Source organism: Streptomyces sp. NPDC048277, from assembly GCF_040652235.1.
Classification (GTDB): Bacteria; Actinomycetota; Actinomycetes; order Streptomycetales; family Streptomycetaceae; genus Streptomyces.
Genome location: NZ_JBEZLQ010000001.1, coordinates 825,585 through 845,584 on the forward strand (window position 1 = coordinate 825,585; position 20,000 = coordinate 845,584).

A 20,000-nucleotide genomic window follows, 5' to 3' on the forward strand; every position below is an offset into this window, starting at 1 on the left:
GGCGGGTGGGACGCCACAGCCGCCGCGGCCCGGCACCCAAAGGTGACCCCGCGGACATAACAGGCATGACTGCGGGCCGGAAGGAGGGCCCGAAAGCAGGGGAGCGCGGCCCCGCCGGGAAGACACCGGCGCCACGCAGCGCCGAGGACACGCGTGCGGGCGCGACACCGCACCTGCCGGACGGAACACCTGCACACGGGGCACCACGATTCACGGACGGCACGCCGGCCCAGGGGGTTCCCCGGGTTCCGGGTCCCGCGCGTGGTCCAGGCGGTGCGCCCGCGCGTGGTCCAGGTGGTGCGCCCGTGCGTGGTTTGGGCGGCACGCCCGCGCGTGGGGTGCCTCGCCTCGCGGACGGAACGCCCGCCCAGGGGGCTCCGCGCTTTCCCGGCGGTACGCCCGCGCAGGGCACGGCCCGGCTTCCGGACGGTACGCCCGCCCACGGCGTACCCCGCTTCCCCGACGGCACCCCGGCTCGCGGTGTCCCCCGTTTCCCGGACGGGACCCCCGCCCACGGGGTTCCCCGGGTCCGCGGTGGTCATCCCCAGCAGCGTGAAGCGGGCGGTGGCTGGGGTGAGCCGGGCGGAGCGGCCGGCGCTTCCGCCGCGGCCGGTGTGTCGATACCGCGGCAGCGGCAGAGCGGGCCCGGCGGGCTCCGGCAGGAGTACGTCGACGCCTTCGACGAGGACGTCGACGTCTTCGCGACCCGCCCCGGCATCGGCGCCCAGCGCGCGGAAACGTATCCGCCCGTCTCCGACGACCCGCACACCTCCACGCTCCCGTCCGGGCCGGGCGACGGCGCCGGCGGCGATGACGACGCGCCGCCCGTCGGCGTACCGGCCCAGCCCAAGGGCGGCAAGGGCCGGGCCTTCACCGGAGTCGCGGCCGCCGCCGTCACCACCGTGCTCGCGGTGATCGTCGCCGGGCAGGTCGCCGACGGCGGCAGCGCCGTACGGTCGCAGTCGGCCGCCGGCGACACCCGGGCCACCGAGGACGCCGCCTCGCGCGGCAACGGCCGTACGACGCCGTCCGTCTCCGCCTCGCCGCGCGTGACGACGCTGTCGTACGAGCAGGCGATGGACACGAAGTACCCGCTCGGCGCCTCGCTGACCGGGTCCGGGAAGTTCTCCGCCGTGCCCGGGACCGCCAAGGCGCCCGGCAAGGGGCGGAAGTACACCTACCGCGTCGACGTGGAGCAGGGGCTCGGGCTGGACGGGAAACTGTTCGCCGAGGCCGTGCAGAAGACGCTCAACGACGACCGCAGCTGGGCCCACGACGGCGCCCGCACCTTCGAGCGCGTCTCCTCCGGCAAGCCCGACTTCGTGATCACCCTCGCCAGCCCGGGGACCACCGCCAAGTGGTGTGCCAAGTCCGGCCTCGACACCACCGAGGACAATGTGTCCTGCGACTCGGCCGCCACCGAACGCGTCATGATCAACGCCTACCGGTGGGCGCAGGGCAGCAAGACGTACGGCGACAAGATCTACGCCTACCGGCAGATGCTGATCAACCACGAGGTCGGCCACCGGCTCGGCTACGGCCATGTGAAGTGCGAGAAGGACGGCGAGCTGGCGCCGGTCATGCAGCAGCAGACCAAGTTCCTCGACCACGACGGAATCCACTGTCTGCCCAACCCCTGGCCCTATCCCAAGAGTTGACAGGTGGCTCATACATCACATTGACATGGGCAGAAAGTTCATACATATTTCTGGGCATGTCGTCCCTTCACGTCTCCGCGCGCGCCGCCATCGAGCTGGCGCTCATCGGCGTGACCGCGCTCTGCGTGGCCGACATCCACTGTCGCTGACGCTCGCCTCTGGGCGTTCGCGTCGCGATCTTCATTCTGTCGCCGTGACTCGGTCATGGCTTTTTCCGACGACCTGACGCCCGGGCAGACGTCTGCTCACTTTCGTCTCACTCCTCGTCAATCTGTCTCGCCGATCGAGACATGCCTTCCGAGAGGTCGTCATTCCGATGCGTCAACCGTCCGTCATAGCGCGCCGCATGGCCGTGGCATCCGTCAGCCTGGTCGTGGCAGCGGGCGCCGCAGCCTGCGGTCCGAATGACAACGATGCCAGCGGCTCCGGTGGCGACTCCACGCCGCACAAGGGCGGCACGCTCACCGTCCTGAACTCCGACCCGCAGTCGGACTTCGACCCGGCCCGGCTGTACACCTCCGGCGGCGGCAACGTGCCCTCCCTGGTCTTCCGTACGCTCACCACCCGCAACCGCGCGAACGGCGCGGCCGGCGCCAAGGTCGTCCCCGACCTGGCCACCGACACCGGGCGGCCGAGCAAGAACGCGACCGTGTGGACGTACACCCTGAAGGCGGGCCTGAAGTACGAGGACGGCACGTCGATCACGTCCGCCGACATCAAGTACGGCATCGAGCGCTCTTTCGCCCCCGAACTCTCCGGCGGCGCGCCCTACCTGCGCGACTGGCTGGTCGGCGCGGCCGACTACCAGGGGCCGTACAAGGACAAGAAGGGCCTCTCGGCGATCGAGACGCCGGACAGCCGCACGATCGTCTTCCACCTGAACAAGCCCGAGGGCGAGTTCCCGTACCTGGCCACGCAGACGCAGTTCACGCCCGTCCCGAAGGCCAAGGACACCGGCACGAAGTACGAGGAGCACCCTGTCTCGTCCGGCCCCTACAAGGTCGTGAAGAACGAGAACGACGGTGAACACCTCGTCCTGGAGCGCAACACGTACTGGTCCGCGTCCGTCGACGACCAGCGCAAGGCCTACCCGGACACCATCGACGTCCGCTCCGGGCTCGACTCCGCCGTGATCAACCAGCGGCTGTCGGCGTCCCAGGGCGCGGACGCGGCCGCCGTCACCACGGACACCAACCTCGGCCCGGCCGAACTCGCCAAGGTCACCGGCGACAAGGAGCTGGCCGCACGGGTCGGCACCGGCCACTTCGGCTACACGAACTACATAGCGTTCAACCCGAAGGTCAAGCCGTTCGACAACCCCAAGGTGCGGCAGGCGATCTCGTACGCCGTCGACCGGTCCTCCGTGATCAACGCGGCGGGCGGCAGCGCGCTCGCCGAGGCCGCCACCACCTACCTGCCGAACCAGAAGTCCTTCGGCTACGAGCCGTACGACCTGTTCCCGGCGGGGGCGACCGGCAACGCGGCCAAGGCCAAGGAACTGCTGAAGGAGGCGGGTTACCCGAACGGGCTCACGGTCACGCTGACCCACGACAACGCCCAGAACTTCAAGACCAGCCCCGAGATCGCGACCGCCGTCCAGGACGCCCTCAAGAAGGCCGGCATCACGGTCAAGCTCCAGGGTCTGGAGGACAACAACTACTCCGACACGATCCACGACGTGAAGACCGAGCCGGGCTTCTTCCTCACCGGCTGGGGAGCCGACTGGCCCTCCGGCGGCCCCTTCCTCGCCCCGATCTTCGACGGCCGGCAGATCGTCAAGGACGGCGCGAACTTCAACACCGGCCAGCTCAACGATGCTTCGGTCAATGCCGAGATTGACGCGATCAACAAGTTGACCGACCTCAACGCGGCCGCCAAGCGGTGGGGTGCACTGGACAAGAAGATCGGCGCGCAGGCGCTGACCGTGCCGCTGTTCCACCCCGTCTACAAGCGACTGGTCGGCAAGGACATCAGGAACGTCGTCATCAGCGACTGGACCGGTGTCCTGGACATCTCCCAGGTCGCGGTGAAGTAGCGCCGTGAGCGAGGCACTTGTCGCCACCCAGGCCCCCGGGGCGTCCGCCCCGGGGGCCTCGGGGGCCCGTCAGTTCTGGCGGCGGCTGCGCGCACAGCGGGCCGCCATGGTCGCGGCGGGCGTCGTCGCGCTGCTCGTCCTGGTCGCGCTCGCCGCACCGCTGCTCACCGCGCTGGAGGGCCAGGACCCGACCACCTACCACCCCGCCCTCGTCGACTCGGCACGCGGCGGTGTGCCCATCGGCTCCCTGGGCGGCATCGGCGCCGACCACTGGCTCGGCGTCGAACCGCAGACCGGGCGGGACCTGTTCGCGCGGCTGGTGTACGGCGCCCGGGTATCCCTGGGCGTCGCGCTGGCGGCGACCACCGTGCAGGTCGTCCTCGGCGTCGTCGTGGGCGTCACGGCCGGGCTCGGGAACCGATGGGTTGATCAACTGTTGAGCAGGATCACCGACATCATCGTCGCCATGCCGTTGATCATCATGGCGCTGGCACTGCTGGCCGTCGTGCCGAGCAGCTTCCCGAGGCCGGTCCTGGTCTCCCTCATCATCGGCTTCGTCGCCTGGGGCACCATCGGCAAGATCGCGCGCGCCGCGACGCTCTCCCTCAAGAACCTGGACTACGTGGCGGCCGCACGGCTCAGCGGCTGGAGCACCTGGCGGATCGCCCGCCGGGAACTGCTGCCCGGCCTCGCCGCGCCCGTCATCACCTACGCCGCGCTCATGGTGCCGAACAACATCGCCATCGAGGCCGCGCTGTCCTTCCTCGGGGTCGGCGTCAAGCCGCCGACCCCGTCCTGGGGGCAGATGCTCACCGCCGCCAACGTCTGGTACCAGGCCGCCCCGCAGTACCTGCTGCTGCCCGCGGGCGCCCTGTTCACGACCGTGCTTGCGCTCACCGTGCTCGGCGACGGCGTCCGCACCGCCCTCGATCCGCGCTCGGCCTCCCGGCTGCGCGTCGGAACGGGCCGCAGGCAGGAGGCCAGGGCGGGCGCCGTGACGGAGACGGCGAAGGCGGGCTCCACGGCGGAGTCCGCGAAGGCCGCCGCCGCGAAGGAGGCGCAGTCATGAACGGCTTCGCCGGATTCGCCCTGCGCCGCACGGTCGGCGCGGTCATCACGCTGCTGGCCATCTCGGTGATCGTCTACGTCGTCTTCTACGTCACCCCCGGCAACGTCGCCCAGATCACCTGCGGCCCGCGCTGCTCGCCGGAACAGGTGCACCAGGTCGCCCAGCAGCTCAGGCTCGACGACCCGCTGTACCTGCGGTACTGGCACTTCCTGGAGGGCATCGTCGCCGGCCAGGACTACTCGACCGGCACGTCCGTGGCGCACTGCCCGGCGCCCTGCCTCGGACTCTCGTACCAGACCGACCAGCAGGTCACCGGGATCATCCTCACCAAGCTGCCGGTCAGCCTGTCGCTGGTCCTCGGCGGGATGGTGCTCTGGCTGCTGCTGGGGGTCGGCACCGGAATCCTCTCCGTCTGGCGGCGCGGCCGGTTCACCGAGCGCGCGCTGACCGGACTCACCCTGGCGGGCATGTCCACGCCGGTCTTCGTCATCGGTCTGGTCCTGATGATCGTGGTCTGCGGGCAGCTGGAGCTGCTGCCGTTCCCGGAGTACGTCAGCTTCTCGGACGACCCCGAGCAGTGGGCCTGGAACCTCCTGCTGCCCTGGCTCACCTTCGCCCTCGCCGAGGCGGCCTACTTCGCCCGGATGACCCGGGCGTCGATGCTGGAGACGCTCGCCGAGGACCACATCCGGACCTTCCGCGCCTACGGCGTCGGCGAACGGTCGATCGTCGGCCGGCACGCGCTGCGGGGCGCGCTGGCGCCGATCATCGCCCTGAACGCCAACGAGTTCGGCAGTGCCGTCGGCGGCGCCGTCCTCATCGAGACCCTCTTCGGCCTCCCCGGCATCGGCCAGGAACTCGTCCACGCCGTCACCGTGGTCGACCTGCCCGTCGTCGTCGGCATGGTCCTGGTCATCGGTTTCTTCGTGGTCCTCGCCAACGCCGTCGCGGACGTGCTGTACGCGGTGGCCGACCGACGGGTGGTACTGGCGTGAGTCTCGTCCGAGTCACTGATCTGACCGTCGAGTTCGGCGACCTGCGGGCCGTGGACGGACTCTCCCTCACCCTGGAGGCAGGCGAGGCCCTCGCCCTGGTCGGCGAGTCCGGCTCCGGCAAGTCCACCGTCGCCTCGGCGCTGCTGGGCCTGCACCACGGCACGGGCGCGCGGGTCGGCGGTTCGGTCGAAATCGCCGGCGTCGACGTCCAGCAGGCCTCCGACGAGGAACTGCGGCGGCTGCGCGGCGCGAAGGCGGCCATGGTCTTCCAGGACCCGCTGTCGTCCCTCGACCCGTACTACGCGATCGGCGACCAGATCGCCGAGGTCCACCGCGTGCACACGCGCGTGTCCCGACGGGCCGCACGCGCGCGTGCCGTTGAGGTCCTGGACCGGGTGGGCATCCCGGACGCCCCGCGCAGGTCCCGCTCACGTCCGCACGAGTTCAGCGGCGGCATGCGCCAGCGCGCCCTCATCGCCATGGCCCTCGCCTGCGAACCCGACCTGCTGATCGCCGACGAGCCCACCACCGCCCTCGACGTCACCGTCCAGGCCCAGATCCTCGACCTGCTGCACACCCTGCGCGAGGAGAGCGGCATGGGCCTGCTCCTCGTCACGCACGACGTGGGCGTCGCCGCCGAGAGCGTCGACCAGGTGCTCGTCATGCGGCACGGGCGGGTGGTCGAACAGGGCCCGGTCGCCGCCGTGCTCGGGGCGCCCGCACAGCCGTACACACGCGACCTGCTGGCCGCCGTCCCGCGCGTCGACGCGGTCCGCGCGCCCTCGGAGGCGTCCGACGAGGTCGTCCTGGAGGCGACCGGCCTGCGGCGCGAATTCGGGCGCGGCAAGCGGGCGTTCGCGGCCGTGGACGACGTCTCGCTGGCCGTCCGCCGGGGCGAGACCCTCGGCGTCGTCGGTGAGAGCGGCAGCGGCAAGACCACGCTCGGCCGGATGCTGGTCGGGCTGCTGGAGCCGACGGCGGGGGAGGTCCGTCACGACGGCCACGCGCGCGCCGGCGTGCGGCCGGCCGTCCAGATGGTCTTCCAGGATCCGGTGTCCTCCCTCAACCCGCGCCGCAGTGTGGGCGAGTCGATCGCCGACCCGCTCCGCGCGCGCGGTGAGCGTGACGAGGGGCGCATCCGGGGGCGCGTGATCGAACTGCTGGAGCGCGTGGGGCTCGAAGGGGCGCACTACGACCGCTACCCGCACGAGTTCAGCGGCGGTCAGCGCCAGCGCGTGGGCATCGCGCGGGCGCTCGCGGCCGACCCGCGCGTCATCGTCTGCGACGAGCCGGTCTCCGCGCTGGACGTCACCACCCAGGCCCAGGTCGTCGCCCTGCTCGGCGAGCTCCAGCGTGAACTCGGCCTCGCGCTCGTCTTCGTCGCCCACGACCTCGCCGTCGTCCGCCAGGTCAGCGACCGGGTCGCGGTCATGCGCCGCGGCCGGATCGTCGAGACCGGCCCCGCCGACGAGGTGTACGACAACCCCCAGGACCCGTACACCCGGCAACTCCTGGCCGCCGTACCCGCCCTCGACCCCGGGGCCGCGGCCCGACGACGGGCGGCACGGCGGGAACTGGCGTCGGCGTGACGTTCCTGCTGCTCCGGGCGTGACGTTCCGCCGCCGACTGATCGCCTAGCGCGACCGAACGCGACCCGCACGGGAAAGTTACGACCGTTCACCCCTTTTGGTGGCGCGATGGACAACCGTCCATCGCGCCACCGCCTTGTCCGCATACGTTCGTCCCGCTGCGAGCCACCGAGGCAACGGTGGCTCCCCATACGGGAGATCGATCGGGGGTGCACACGTGCGCATCGGACTGCTTACGGAGGGCGGCTATCCGTATGTGAGCGGTGACGCCAGACTCTGGTGCGACCGGCTCGTGCGCGGGCTCGAGCAGCACGAGTTCGACATCTACGCGCTCAGCCGCAGCAGGCGCCAGGAGGACGAAGGCCGGCTGGAACTGCCGCCGCACGTCAGCCAGGTACGCACTGCCCCCCTGTGGACCGCCGAGGAGGACGGGGTCGCGTACGGGCGGCGCGCGCGCCGGCGCTTCGCCGAGAGCTACGGCGAGCTCGCGGCGGTGCTGTGCGCCGGTCCGGGCACGGACGGCCCCGAGGGCGAGGACGGCTCCGGTGCGGGGCACAGCCACCTGGCGGACCGTTTCGGCAGCGCGCTCCACGGACTCGCCGAACTCGCCCGTGACGAGGGCGGGCTGGTCGGCGCTCTCCGCTCCGACATCGCCGTACGCGCGCTGGAGCGCGCCTGTCGCACGCCCGGCGCGCTCGGGTCGGCGCGCGAGGCGCGCGTGCCGGATCTGCTCGCCGTGGCCGCGCACCTCGAACGCGCCCTGCGCCCCCTCTCCCTCGACTGGTACGGCGACGACGGCCTCGGCGCGGCCGACCTCTGCCACGCCACCGCGGGCGGCCCGGCCGCCCTGCCCGGTCTCCTCGCGCGCCACTTCTCCGACGTGCCGCTCCTGGTCACCGAGTACGGCGTGCAACTGCGCTCGCACTACCTCGCCGCCGGCCCCGACGCGGCCACCCCGGCCGTCCGCGCCCTGCTCGCCGCCTTCCACGGCCGGCTCGCCGCCGAGGTCTACCGTCGCGCCGCGATCATCACCCCCGGCAACGCGCACGCCCGCCGCTGGCAGGAGCGCTGCGGCGCCGACCGCGCCCGGATCCGCACCGTCCACCCCGGCATGGAGGCCTCCCGCTTCACCGAGGTCGGCGAGGCCCCGGACCGCGCCGACCCGGACTCGCTGGTGTGGATCGGCCGGATCGAGCCGTCCAAGGACCTGGTGTCGCTGCTGCACGCCTTCGCCGAGGTCCGCAAGGACGAGCCCAAGGCGCGGCTGCGGGTCGTGGGCGCCCCGGCGGGACCGGAGGGCGAGGCCTACCTGGGCCAGTGCAGGGCGCTCGCCGCCCAGCTCTTCCCCGACGAGGCCGAGGGCGTGCACGCCGTCGGCGACAACCCGGTCGCCTTCGAGGAGATCGGCGGCCCCGAGGCGCCGACCCTCGCCGACGCCTACGCGTCCGGCGCGGTCGTCGTCCTCTCCAGCGTCGTCGAGGGCTTCCCGGTCGGCCTCGTCGAGGCGATGTTCTGCGGCCGCGCGACCGTCTCCACGGACGTCGGCGCCGTGGTGGAGGTCATCGGCGGCACCGGGCTCGTCGTGCCCCCGCGCAATCCGCGGGCGCTCGCGGAGGCCTGCGTGGCGCTGCTGCGCGACCCCGAGCGCCGTGAGCGCCTGGGAGCCGCCGCGCGCGCCCGCGCACTCGAACTGTTCACCGTCGAGCAGAACATCACGGCATTTCGCGGCATTTACCTGGAGATCGTCTCGCACTGCCCGGTGCACCGGGTCGTCCTCGACCAGGCCGGCGAGCCACTGCCGTTCGCGGTACCGGCCGAGGCCCACGTTCCCGGTCGCTGGACCGGCCCCACGGCCCGCGTGGTGAGCCGGGGCGGGCCCGGCTGGGCCCTGGGCGCCGCGCCGCGGCCCACCCCGGTACGGGCCACTCCGCTCGCGGCCACGGAGGCCGCCCGGTGAACGGCGACGAGGGCGGCGCGGCGAGCGGCGGCCTGGGGGAGCTGGACCGCCCCGGGCGACCCGGCGGAGCCGACGCCTGGGACACACGGTCGCAGGAGTGGCTCCTGGGGACGGAGGAGGGCGGCCTGGGAGACGCCTTCTCCGGGAGCGAGTCGCCAGGGCCGGGACCGGCGTCGGGCGCGGCCCCCTCGGCGGACCGTGCCGCTGCCAAGGACCACGCGGGCAGCCGGGGCCCCGGCCCCCGTCGAGGCGCTGCCGACCCCGTGAAATCCCTGATGCACCGTCACCGGGCGCTCTGCGAGCGAGCCGTCGACCCGCTGGAGATCGCGGCCGGTCTCGAAGCGCACGGGGTCACCGACCGGACCGCCGCCCGCTTCCGGCACCGCGACGTCTTCTCGCTCGCCGAGGAGCTCTACGCGCGCGTGCCCCACGACGGCGACCAGCACCCATGCCCGGAACCGGCGCCCGCGCCCCGCGTGCGCGCCGACCGGGCCCTGCTCGCGCTCCTCCCGGGCGCCGTCTGCGGGGCGGTCGTGACCGGCGTACGGCTCACCGAGGGCCGCCCACGCCTCCTGGTGGCGGCCACCGGCGTGCTCACCGTCGCCCTGGCCGTACGACTGGCCCTGCGCCGCGGCCCGCTGGCCGTGCCGGTCCGCACAGTCGCCCGGCGCACCGCGACCGGCACGCGCGCGTGGACCTGCTGGCTGCTCGCCTACGCCCTCTTCGGCAACGGCCTGCTGCGCGCGGTGGCCGACGGCGGCCCCGACGGCCTCCCGACCGGCGCCGCGCACGGCCCCTGGCCGGTGACCACCGCCCCCGTCCTCGCCCTCACCCTGGCCTGCGCCCCGGCAGCCTGGAGCGCCCATGTCCTGAGGGCGGGCGCCCGCCGCAGGCTCGCGGCCAGCCGCGGCCTGGAGGAGTTCACCGCGGCCGTACAGCCGTTGCTGCTCGGTGTGTTCGCCCTCTTCCTGGGCGCCCTCACCGCCCTGCTCGCCCTGTGCGGTGCCGCCCTGCGCGAACCGGCCGGCTACCCGGAGGCCCTCACCCTCGGCGCCCTCCTGCTGCTCGCCCGCCTCCTCACCGTCCACAACGTCCCGCAGGGACCCACCCACGCCCTCGCCGCCGCGGCCGCCGCCGAAGCGGGCGCCGTGGCCCTGGTCCTGGCCGGCCGGCTGCCCGGCTGCGGCTTCCTGGCGGCCCCCGTCGAAGCCCTGGTCGCCACGTGGGGCGCGGGCAGTGTCCCGGCCCTCGTCTGCGGCGCCACCGCCCTGGCACTGCTTTTCCAGGCGACCCGCACCCTCACCCGGGCCTCGGCCCACGCGCCGACGGCAGACCCGGAGTGAGCCGGGCCGCCGTTCTCTTCACAGGCCTCGCCGCGCCGTCCCGGCGGCCGGCACCCGGCATCCCGCCGGAGGCAAAACCGCACCACCTCTTGAAGGAGACCACCAGATGACCACCTCCCGACCCGGACCCGGAGCGTCCGGAACCGCCGGAGTCGCCGGAGCACGCACCCCGGGAGCCGCACGATGAGGGTTCTGCTGATCGGAGCCAACGGATACCTCGGCCGTTTCGTCGCCGACCGGCTGCTCGCCGACCCGGCCGTCCAGCTCACCGCGCTCGGCCGCGGCGACGACGCCGACGTCCGCTTCGACCTCGCCACCGGCAGCCCCGGCGCGCTCACCCGCTTCCTCGACGCGGTCCACCCGGGCGTCATCGTGAACTGCGCCGGCGCCACCCGCGGCGGAGCCCGGGAACTCACCCGGCACAACACCGTCGCCGTCGCCACCGTCTGCGAGGCCCTGCGTCGCAGCGGCTGCGGCGCCCGCCTGGTGCAGATCGGATGCAGCTCCGAGTACGGCCCGAGCCAGCCCGGCTCCTCCACGGCCGAGGACGCCGTGCCGCGCCCCGGCGGCCCGTACGGCGTCAGCAAGCTCGCCGCCACCGAACTGGTCCTGGGCTCCGGCCTCGACGCCGTCGTCCTGCGCGTCTTCTCACCCGCCGGACCCGGCACCCCGGCCGGCTCCCCGCTCGGCCGGCTCGCCGAGGCCATGCGCCGCGCCATGCAGTCCGGCGACGGCGAACTCAAACTCGGCGGCCTCGGCGCCCAGCGCGACTTCGTCGACGTCCGCGACGTCGCCCGCGCCGTCCACGCGGCCTCGCTCTCCGCCGCCCAGGGCGTCATCAACATCGGCTCCGGCCGCGCCGTCCGGCTCCGCGACGCCGCCGCCGTGCTCGCTCGGGTCGCCGGATACGGCGGAGCCCTGCACGAGCTCGACGGTCCGCCCGGCCCGCTGCGCAGCCCCATCGGCCACCCCCGCCTGGACCCCGACCACGCGGCCCCGTCCGCGTACCCGTACCCGGACGGCTGCGGCAGCTGGCAGCAGGCCGATGTGCGCTGCGCCCGCGACCGGCTCGGCTGGCGCCCCCGCATCAACCTCGAGGAGTCCCTCGCGGACATCTGGATGGAGGCGGCATGCCGCATCTGACCAGCACCAGGGCGGGCGCAGCGACCACCGGCGTCCGCACCGCCGTCGGCGTCCCCGGCTACGCCCACCCCCTTCTCGCCCCCGCCCAGTGGGCCGAACTCACCCGCCCCGGCACCCCGCTGCACTGGGTCGCCCTGAACGTCGCGGGCGGCCCCGGCAGCCGCCCCGACCCGCACTGCCTGGAGGCGGCCGGCCGGCTCCGCAACGCGGGCGTCCGCGTCCTCGGCCACCTGGACGCCACCTACGGCGCCCGCCCCCACGCCGACCTGATCACCGACGCCCACCGCTACCACGACTGGTACCGCGTCGACGGCTTCCTGCTGGACCGCTGCCCCAGCGAACGCACCGCGCTCCCCGAGGTCCGCCGCACGGTCGCCGCGCTCCGCTCCGCCGGTGACGATCCCCACATCGTCCTCGGCCACGGCACCCACCCCTACCCGGGATACGCCGAGAACGCCGACCAGCTGGTGACCTTCGCCGGCCCCTGGAGCGACTACCGCTGGTCCCAGGTCGCCGAGTGGACCGCCGACTACCCGCCCGACCGCTTCTGCCACTTCGTGCACAGCGTGCCCCGCGGCCACCTCGACGAGGCGCTGCGCATCGCCCGCTGGCAGGGCGCCGCCACCATCTACGTCACCGACCGCACGGACCGCGGCGGCCGCGTCGACCCCTGGGAGACCATGCCCGGCTACTGGGACGACATCGTCTCGCGGATCGGAACAGGTGTCTCGGAATGAAGAAGCCCGTGGCAGTGTTACAGGGAGAACAACTGTAGTGATTGACCGATCAACGGAGTCCCCGTGTCGCTGCCACCCCTGGTCGAGCCAGCCTCTGAGCTCACCGTAGACGAGGTCCGCAGGTACTCCCGCCACCTGATCATCCCCGACGTCGGGATGGACGGGCAGAAGCGGCTGAAGAACGCCAAGGTGCTCTGTGTGGGTGCCGGCGGCCTGGGCTCGCCCGCGCTGATGTACCTGGCCGCCGCGGGCGTCGGCACCCTGGGCATCGTGGAGTTCGACGAGGTCGACGAGTCGAACCTGCAGCGTCAGATCATCCACAGTCAGGCCGACATCGGCCGCTCCAAGGCCGAGTCCGCCCGTGACTCCGTCCTCGGCATCAACCCGTACGTGAACGTGATCCTCCACGAAGAGCGGCTCGAGGCCGAGAACGTGATGGACATCTTCAGCCAGTACGACCTGATCGTCGACGGCACGGACAACTTCGCCACCCGCTACCTGGTGAACGATGCCTGCGTGCTGCTCAACAAGCCGTATGTCTGGGGCTCGATCTACCGCTTCGACGGCCAGGCCTCGGTCTTCTGGTCCGAGTACGGTCCCTGCTACCGCTGCCTCTACCCGGAGCCCCCGCCGCCGGGCATGGTCCCCTCCTGCGCCGAGGGCGGCGTCCTGGGCGTGCTGTGCGCGTCCATCGGCTCCATCCAGGTCACCGAGGCCATCAAGGTCCTCACCGGCACCGGTGAGTCCCTCGTCGGCCGCCTGATGATCTACGACGCCCTGGAGATGCAGTACCGCCAGGTCAAGGTCCGCAAGGACCCGAACTGCGCGGTCTGCGGCGAGAACCCGACCGTCACCGAGCTCATCGACTACGAGGCCTTCTGCGGCGTCGTCTCCGAGGAGGCCCAGCAGGCGGCCGCCGGCTCGACGATCACTCCCAAGCAGCTCAAGGAGTGGATCGACGACGGCGAGAACATCGAGATCATCGACGTCCGTGAGCCGAACGAGTACGAGATCGTCTCCATCCCGGGCGCCAAGCTGATCCCGAAGAACGAGTTCCTCCTCGGCACCGCCCTGGAGGGCCTGCCCCAGGACAAGAAGATCGTCCTGCACTGCAAGACGGGTGTCCGCAGTGCGGAGGTCCTCGCGGTCCTGAAGTCCGCGGGCTTCGCGGACGCCGTCCACGTCGGCGGCGGCGTGATCGGCTGGGTCAACCAGATCGAGCCGTCGAAGCCGGTCTACTGAGCAGAAGCTCCGCCGAGGGCGGGGGCCGCGGGCACGACAGATGCCCGGAGCCCCCGCCTTCGTCATGAGCAGACCTTGCCGTCCTTCGGGACCGTGCCGTTCAACAGATAGGCGTTCACCGTCGAGTCCACGCAGTCGCTCCCGCTGCCGTACGCGCCGTGCCCCTCGCCCTTCCAGGTCAGCTCCACGCCGACGCCCTTGCCCAGCTCGTCGGCCATCCTCCGGGCGCCCTCGTACGGGGTCGCCGGGTCGCCGGTGTTGCCGACCAGCAGGACCGGGGCCGCGCCCGGGGCGCTCACCTCCGGGGTGTCGTACTCCCCGGCCACCGGCCAGTCGTGGCACCAGCCGGCGGTGTCCCAGCCCAGGAAGTCCCCGAAGACGGGCGAGATCCTCTCGAACTCCGGCAGCAGCTTTTTCGTCTGGGCGGGCGTCGGCCGCTGCTTGTCGTCCAGGCACGATATGACCCGTTGGGAGTGGGTCGTCGTGCCGTAGTGCCCCGAGGAGTCCCGCTCGTTGTACTGGTCCGCGAGCGACAGCAGCTCCGAACCGTCGCCCTCCTCGGCCGACTTGAGCGCGCTGGTCAGCGTCGGCCAGCTGTCCTGGCTGTACAGCGGCAGGACGATGCCGGTGACCGCGAGCGTCTGCGTCAGCTTCCGCCCCGACGACGTCGGCAACGGCGTGGCGTCGATCTTCTTCAGCAGGCCCACGATCGTCTGCGAGCCCTGCTCGGGGTCCTGGCCGGTGGACTTGAGGTAGTCGTCCAGGGCCCGCTGGAAGCCCTGGGCCTGGTTCTTCGCGTGGCCGACCGAGTCGGCGGTCGGGTCGACCACGGCGTCCAGGATCAGCCGCCCCACCTTCTTCGGGAACAAGTGGGCGTACACACCGCCCAGTTCGGTGCCGTACGAGATGCCGAAGTAGTGCATCTTCGCGTCGCCGAGAACCTGGCGCATCAGGTCCATGTCGCGGGCCGTGTCGGTCGTCGAGACATGCGCGATCAGCTTGCCGGCCGCCTTCTCGCAGCCCTTGCCGAAGTCGGCGGCGTCCTGGAAGTACGCCGTCTCCTCCGCCGGGGTGTCCGGCGTGGCGTCGATCGACTCGGCCGCCTGCATGGCCTTGTCACTGCGACACCGGATCCCCTCACTGGCGGCCACCCCACGCGGATCCCAGCTCACCAGGTCGTACCGCTCGCGCAGCGCGGAGACGGTGGAGGCGTAGTACGGCATCGTCGAGACGCCGGAGCCGCCCGGCCCGCCGAAGTTGAACAGCAACGAGCCGATCCGCTTCCCCGAACCCCCGTCGGCCTTCGCCCGGATCAACGCCAGCCCGATGGTCTCCCCGTCCGGCTTCGCCCAGTCCAACGGCACCTTGAGCGTCGCACACCGCCACTCGTCACCGGGCGCGGCGGAGTCCGAAGTGGCCTTGCAGCGGACCCAGTCGAGCTTCTGCGAGGTGAGGGACGAGGGCAGCGCGACCGAGCCGGTGGCAGCGGCCGACGGCTGCCCGGACGAGGCCTTCCCTTCGTCCCCGCCCCCGTCCGACGACCCGCTGCCGCACCCGGCCACGAGCAGCCCCGCGGCAACAGCGGCCGCCCACCGTACAAAGCGCACCATGCGCGCACACCCCCCTCACAGGCTCCCCGCACATTCGTCGCGGGAGAGCGGTCAGGCCATGGTAGGCGGATCGAGCACGGCCTGTGAAAGCCTGTGGATAACCGTCTGACCTGCGCTTTTGTGGCGCCCGGAGCGAGGTGGAGGGAGCTGTGCGACCGTCACGTGCAGATCTTCCCGGCCGCCGGCACCGTCCCCTCCAGCAGATAGCCGTTCACCGCACCCTGCACGCACTTGTTCTTGCTGTCGTACGCACCGTGCCCCTGCCCCTTGTACGTCAGCTCGACCCCGACGCCCTTCCCGAGCGCCTCCACCATCTTCCTCGCACCCTCGTACGGCGTGGCCGGATCCCCCGTGTTGCCCACGACCAGGATCGGCGCCGACCCGGGCGCGCTGACGTCGGGATGGTCGGCGGCGCCCGGCACCGCCCAGTTCGTGCAGCTGACCATGCCCCAGGCGAGGTAGTCGCCGAACAGCGGGGAGGCGGCGCGGAACACGGGCAGTCTCCGCTGGACGTAGTCGGCGGTGTAGCGCGGCTTCTGGTCGGCGCAGTTGATGGCGATGTTCGCCGCGGTGATGTTGCTGTACTCGCCGTTCTGGTCGCGGCCGTTCATCGAGTCGGACAGCAGCATCAGGATCTTGCCGTCGCCGTCGTACGCCTCCTCGAGACCCTCGGTGAGGTACTCCCAGAAGTCCTTGGAGTACAGGGACTGGGCGATGCCGTTGGTCGCGGCGGTCTGGGTCAGCTGGCGGGGGAGGATGCCGGGGATCGGTTTCTTGTCGAGGTCGGTGAGGAGCGTGGCGATACGGTCCTTCACGTCCTGCGGGGTGTCGCCGATCGGGCACTCCGTCGTCTTCGACGTGCAGTCCTGGGCGAAGTTGTCGAGCGCGAGCTGGAAGCCCCTGGCCTGTCCGAGGGAGCTCTGCTCGGGGTTCTGGGTGGGGTCGACGACGGCGTCGAAGACGGCCCGGCCCACGTGCTTCGGGAACAGGTGGGCGTAGACGCCGCCGAGTTCGGTGCCGTAGGAGATGCCGAAGTAGTGCAGCTGTCTGTCGCCGAGGACCTGGCGCATCAGGTCGATGTCACGGGCGGCGTCGGTGGTGCGCACATGCGGCAGGATCGTCCTGGAGTTCTTCTCGCAGGCGGTGTTGAACTGCTTGGTGCGGTTGATCAGCTGGGTGCGCTCGGCGCTGGTGTCCGGTGTCGCGTCCTGCTGGAAGTAGTCGTCGAGCTGGGCGTCGTTCAGGCACTCGACGGGGTCGCTGCGGCCGACTCCGCGCGGGTCGAAGCTGACGAGGTCGTAGCGGGTGCGCAGGGCCGCGTAGTCCTCGCCGAACGCGGGGAGCGTGGTGACGCCGCTGCCGCCGGGCCCGCCGAAGTTGAAGATCAGGGAGCCGATCCGGCTGCTCGGGTCGCCGCTGGCCTTGGCGCGGATCAGCGCGAGACCGATGGTGGCGCCCTTCGGGTTCGCCCAGTCGAGGGGGGCCTTCATGGTGGCGCACTGCCAGCTGCCGCCGCCGGGCAGGGGCGAGGGGGTGTCGCCGCCGCCCTCGGCCTCGTCGGGCGCCGGACAGTCCTTCCAGGCCAGCTTCTGGGCCTCCAGATCCCCGTCCTTGGATCCGTCGCTGCACCCGGTCAGCAGGCAGGACAGCGCCAGTGCGGTGGTCAGGGCGGCGACGCGGATCCGGAAGGGGTTCGGCATGCTCCCATCCTGGGGTCGCGCACCGTCACGCGCGCGGGGCGCGAGCCGTACGAGGTACCTGCCTCCGGCCCTAGAGGGCGCCCTTGCGGCTGAGATGGTTGAAGGCCAGCCAGCCCGGCAGCACCGGCAGCCACAGGGTCAGCAGGCGGTACAGCAGGACGGCCGGGGCGGCGACCTCCTTGGGCAGGCCGACGGCGATCAGACCGACCGTCAGGGTCGCCTCGACGGCGCCGACGCCGCCCGGGGTGGGCGCGGCGGAACCGAGCGCGTTGCCGGCCAGGAAGACCACGGCGACGCTGGCGATGCTCAGGGAGGTCGACTGGTCGCCGAACGCGCGGATGGAGGCGTCCAGGCACATCACGAAGCAGGCGGTCAGCAGCAGCATGCCACCGATGCCGGTGACGAGCTTCTGCGGCCGCTGGAGCACGTCCAGCATGCGCGGCACGACACCCGCGAAAAGTGACCGCACGCGCGTGGAGACGAATTTCCGCAGGAACGGCACCGAGGTCACCACCAGGACCAGCACGGCGACGGTCAGCAGGCCCGCGATGACGGTGCGGGAGGGCGACAGCGACGGGGTCTTCTCGGTGCCGGTGAGGTAGCCGAAGGACAGCAGCATCAGGATGTGGCAGCCGAGCCCGAACAGCTGCGAGGCGCCGACGCTCGCCACCGCGAGTCCGGGGCGCACGCCGGCGCGCTGCAGGAAACGCGTGTTGAGGGCGACACCGCCCACGGCGGCGGGCGCCACGATCTTCACGAAGGAACCGGCGACCTGCGCCGCCACGGTCCGCAGGAACGGCACCCGCTCGGGCACGAACCCGAGCAGTGCCATCGCGGCGGCGACGTAGCTGAGCGCCGAGAACAGCACCGCGGCGATCACCCAGCCCCACTGGGCGTTCGCGACCAGGGGGCCGAACTCGATGTGGGTGAGCTGGGTCAGCAGGTAGTACCCGCCGATCGCGCCGGCGATGACGCTGATCAGCGTGCGCGGCCGCACCCGCTCCAGGCGGGCCGGCTCGACGGGTGCCTGCGGTCTGATCCGCAGCACCTGGTGCCGGATCTGGGTGAGCAGGTCCTCCTCGCGGGCCTCTTCCAGCGCCTCGTCCAGGGCCCGCTTCTCGGCCCGCTGCTCGGCCCGCACCGTCTTCTTGTCGGGCTTCTCGGCCTCCTCCGCGCGGGCCTGCTTGGCCTGCCGGGACGCCTCCAGGACCGCGTCGCGCTCGCGCTGGGCGCGCTCCCTGGCCAGCCTGCGCAGCGTCGCGCGCGTGGAGCGCGTCAGCGCGATCGGCTGGAGCATCGGCAGACAGTCGGCGACGGCGTCCGGGCCGAGGACGCCGACCGCCGAGGCCACCGCACGCTCCGCGCCCACCCGCAGGCCGAGCGTGGTGACCAGCTGGGCGACGTCCATGCGCAGCAGCAGTTCCCCGGCCGCGATCTCGCCGCCGCGCAGGTCGGTGAGGATCACCTTGCCGGAACGATCCACCAGGATGGCGTCACCCGCGAGCCTGCGGTGCGCGATCCGGCGCGACTGCAACGCCTGGACCTGGTGCCAGGTGTTGCGCAGCAGCTCGTCGGTGATCTCCTCGTCGGCCAGCGAGTCGAGCGTGCGGCCGCCGGTGTGCTCGTAGACGAGCATCACGGCGTCGGGGCCCAGCTCGGAGGTGGCGATCAGCTTGGGCGCGTTGGCGCCGGCCGCGATCGCCGCGTACGCCAGCAGCGCCTCCTGCTCCAGGGCCTGGCGCAGCGACTGGAGGCTGGAGCGGGTGGCGAAGCCGCGCAGGGTCAGGTTGCGCCACGCGCGGTAGAAGAAGCCCTGGGCCTGCTGTTCCCGGTCGACGACCGTGACGTCCAGTGGCGGGCCGTCCTCCAGGGTGACGAAGTAGCGTCGGCCCCGGTCGCCGTTCTCGCTGTCCAGGGCCTCCTCGCGGGCCGCGCCGACGGGGTGGAAGCCGACGTGCCGCAGGCCCGCCAGCAGGGTCCGGCCGGTGGGGCGGACGTTGGGCGAGCCGACCGCGTACAGCGTGCCGTAGGCGACGGTCCAGCCGATCAGCACCGTGAGGATGATCGAGAACGGTGTCGTGTAGCCGGTGACCAGCATGGAGAACGCGTCGAGCAGCAGCACGATCCACAGGACCGAGCGCCATCTCGGCCGCCGGGACATGCCGACGGCCGTCATATAGGCGATGACGGGCGCGAGATAGCCGTGCACCGGGTCGGTGAGGGCGTGGATGTCACCGGGGGAGGGCTGGGTGAGCGCCTCCTGGATGGAGCCGGGGGCGCCCCTGGCGACCCACAGGTCCGTGGCGAGGGTCACTCCGTGCGCGAGGACGGCCGCGAGCACACCGTCGGCGATCCGCAGCCCGTCCCGCTTGATCAGCCGCTCGATCGCGAAGGCGACCGGCACCAGCAGGATCGCGATGCTGGAGGCCAGCCCCGCGAACCTGATGAGCAGGTCGGGGGCCTGTCCGGTGCCCTTGTTGATGTCCTGTTCGAGCCCGGAGGTGGTGCCGTGCGCGAACGCGGCGATCCCGAGCAGCACGGCGATGGCGAGCACGCCGACCAGGAGCCGCATGAGGTCGGACGGGCGGTGCACGCGCGCGGGGAGCAGCGGTTCGTCGCCCTCCACCTCGTCGGTGTGCGTCTCGTCCGGCACGTGTTCCGCCTCGGGGGCGTCGGGGTCGGCGGCGGTGTCCGGGTGGGCGGCGTCCGGCGCCACGACGTCCGCGCGGGCCGCGTCCGTGTCCGCGGCGTCCCGGCGTGCGGTGCCGGTCCGCGCCGCGTCCGGGCGTGCGGCGGCGTCAGAGGTGCCCGCCGCGCCGTCGGGGTGCACGCCCTGCTGCTTGGTCGTCTCTTCTTGATCTCGTATCACCAGTCACCGCCCGCACGATGGTGGCATGCCCCACCGACACACGAGGGCATCAG

General features: G+C 72.3%; 14 protein-coding genes. 11 read left to right on the forward strand and 3 right to left on the reverse strand.

Going from position 1 to position 20,000, the window contains the following annotated elements:
- The first annotated feature begins 5 nt into the window (after nt 1-5).
- The 11 genes from AB0D85_RS03910 (at nt 6) to moeZ (ending at nt 13,768) form a co-directional block, all read left to right on the forward strand.
- On the forward strand, nt 6-1,658 hold the full coding sequence (locus AB0D85_RS03910; RefSeq protein WP_362313051.1) for a DUF3152 domain-containing protein: 1,653 nt from the start codon (nt 6-8) through the stop codon (nt 1,656-1,658).
- A gap of 56 nt (nt 1,659-1,714) precedes the next feature.
- The gene (locus AB0D85_RS03915) at nt 1,715-1,807 is read left to right on the forward strand and encodes an Ms4533A family Cys-rich leader peptide (RefSeq protein WP_355722876.1); all 93 of its coding nucleotides are present in this window, start codon (nt 1,715-1,717) and stop codon (nt 1,805-1,807) included.
- 167 nt (nt 1,808-1,974) lie between these two features.
- Nucleotides 1,975-3,693 carry an ABC transporter substrate-binding protein gene (locus tag AB0D85_RS03920; RefSeq protein ID WP_362313053.1) on the forward strand — a complete coding sequence of 573 codons (1,719 nt, stop codon included), beginning with the start codon at nt 1,975-1,977 and terminating at the stop codon, nt 3,691-3,693.
- A gap of 4 nt (nt 3,694-3,697) precedes the next feature.
- A complete protein-coding gene (locus AB0D85_RS03925; protein ID WP_362313054.1) occupies nt 3,698-4,762 on the forward strand; it encodes an ABC transporter permease in 1,065 nt (354 codons plus the stop codon).
- Nucleotides 4,759-5,757: an ABC transporter permease gene (locus AB0D85_RS03930; protein WP_362313056.1), complete on the forward strand. Its 999-nt coding sequence runs from the start codon at nt 4,759-4,761 to the stop codon at nt 5,755-5,757. The genes AB0D85_RS03925 and AB0D85_RS03930 overlap by 4 nt, the downstream gene beginning before the upstream one ends.
- Entirely contained in the window at nt 5,754-7,346 is a 1,593-nt protein-coding gene (locus AB0D85_RS03935) for an ABC transporter ATP-binding protein (protein WP_362313058.1), read from the forward strand. Before AB0D85_RS03930 ends, AB0D85_RS03935 begins: the two co-directional genes overlap by 4 nt.
- 256 nt (nt 7,347-7,602) lie before the next feature.
- Nucleotides 7,603-9,303, forward strand: a complete 1,701-nt coding sequence (locus tag AB0D85_RS03940; RefSeq protein ID WP_362313505.1) for a glycosyltransferase — start codon at nt 7,603-7,605, stop codon at nt 9,301-9,303.
- On the forward strand, nt 9,300-10,646 hold the full coding sequence (locus tag AB0D85_RS03945) for a hypothetical protein (protein WP_362313060.1): 1,347 nt from the start codon (nt 9,300-9,302) through the stop codon (nt 10,644-10,646). Before AB0D85_RS03940 ends, AB0D85_RS03945 begins: the two co-directional genes overlap by 4 nt.
- 183 nt (nt 10,647-10,829) lie before the next feature.
- Nucleotides 10,830-11,789 (forward strand): NAD-dependent epimerase/dehydratase, encoded by a 960-nt coding sequence (locus AB0D85_RS03950; protein ID WP_362313061.1) that lies wholly within the window; start codon nt 10,830-10,832, stop codon nt 11,787-11,789.
- A complete protein-coding gene (locus AB0D85_RS03955) occupies nt 11,777-12,526 on the forward strand; it encodes a spherulation-specific family 4 protein (RefSeq protein ID WP_362313062.1) in 750 nt (249 codons plus the stop codon). Before AB0D85_RS03950 ends, AB0D85_RS03955 begins: the two co-directional genes overlap by 13 nt.
- A 63-nt stretch (nt 12,527-12,589) precedes the next feature.
- Nucleotides 12,590-13,768 (forward strand): adenylyltransferase/sulfurtransferase MoeZ, encoded by a 1,179-nt coding sequence (gene moeZ / locus AB0D85_RS03960; RefSeq protein WP_362313064.1) that lies wholly within the window; start codon nt 12,590-12,592, stop codon nt 13,766-13,768.
- Between the two features lie 62 nt (nt 13,769-13,830).
- Here the strand turns inward: moeZ and AB0D85_RS03965 are convergent, their stop codons facing one another.
- From AB0D85_RS03965 to AB0D85_RS03975, 3 genes are all read right to left on the reverse strand, one after another.
- Nucleotides 13,831-15,378 carry an alpha/beta hydrolase gene (locus tag AB0D85_RS03965; RefSeq protein WP_362313066.1) on the reverse strand — a complete coding sequence of 516 codons (1,548 nt, stop codon included), beginning with the start codon at nt 15,376-15,378 and terminating at the stop codon, nt 13,831-13,833.
- Nucleotides 15,379-15,536: 158 nt separating this feature from the next.
- The gene (locus tag AB0D85_RS03970; protein ID WP_362313067.1) at nt 15,537-17,078 is read right to left on the reverse strand and encodes an alpha/beta hydrolase; all 1,542 of its coding nucleotides are present in this window, start codon (nt 17,076-17,078) and stop codon (nt 15,537-15,539) included.
- Nucleotides 17,079-17,148: 70 nt separating this feature from the next.
- Nucleotides 17,149-19,947 carry a lysylphosphatidylglycerol synthase domain-containing protein gene (locus AB0D85_RS03975; protein ID WP_362313069.1) on the reverse strand — a complete coding sequence of 933 codons (2,799 nt, stop codon included), beginning with the start codon at nt 19,945-19,947 and terminating at the stop codon, nt 17,149-17,151.
- Nucleotides 19,948-20,000 lie beyond the last annotated feature (53 nt).

Coding starts and splice junctions, on each gene's coding strand:
- AB0D85_RS03915 (WP_355722876.1), top strand. CDS start 1,715: ATGTCGTCCCTTCACGTCTCCGCGCGCGCCGCCATCGAGCTGGCGCTC.
- AB0D85_RS03920 (WP_362313053.1), top strand. CDS start 1,975: ATGCGTCAACCGTCCGTCATAGCGCGCCGCATGGCCGTGGCATCCGTC.
- AB0D85_RS03930 (WP_362313056.1), top strand. CDS start 4,759: ATGAACGGCTTCGCCGGATTCGCCCTGCGCCGCACGGTCGGCGCGGTC.
- AB0D85_RS03950 (WP_362313061.1), top strand. CDS start 10,830: ATGAGGGTTCTGCTGATCGGAGCCAACGGATACCTCGGCCGTTTCGTC.
- AB0D85_RS03955 (WP_362313062.1), top strand. CDS start 11,777: ATGCCGCATCTGACCAGCACCAGGGCGGGCGCAGCGACCACCGGCGTC.
- AB0D85_RS03965 (WP_362313066.1), bottom strand. CDS start 15,378: ATGGTGCGCTTTGTACGGTGGGCGGCCGCTGTTGCCGCGGGGCTGCTC.
- AB0D85_RS03970 (WP_362313067.1), bottom strand. CDS start 17,078: ATGCCGAACCCCTTCCGGATCCGCGTCGCCGCCCTGACCACCGCACTG.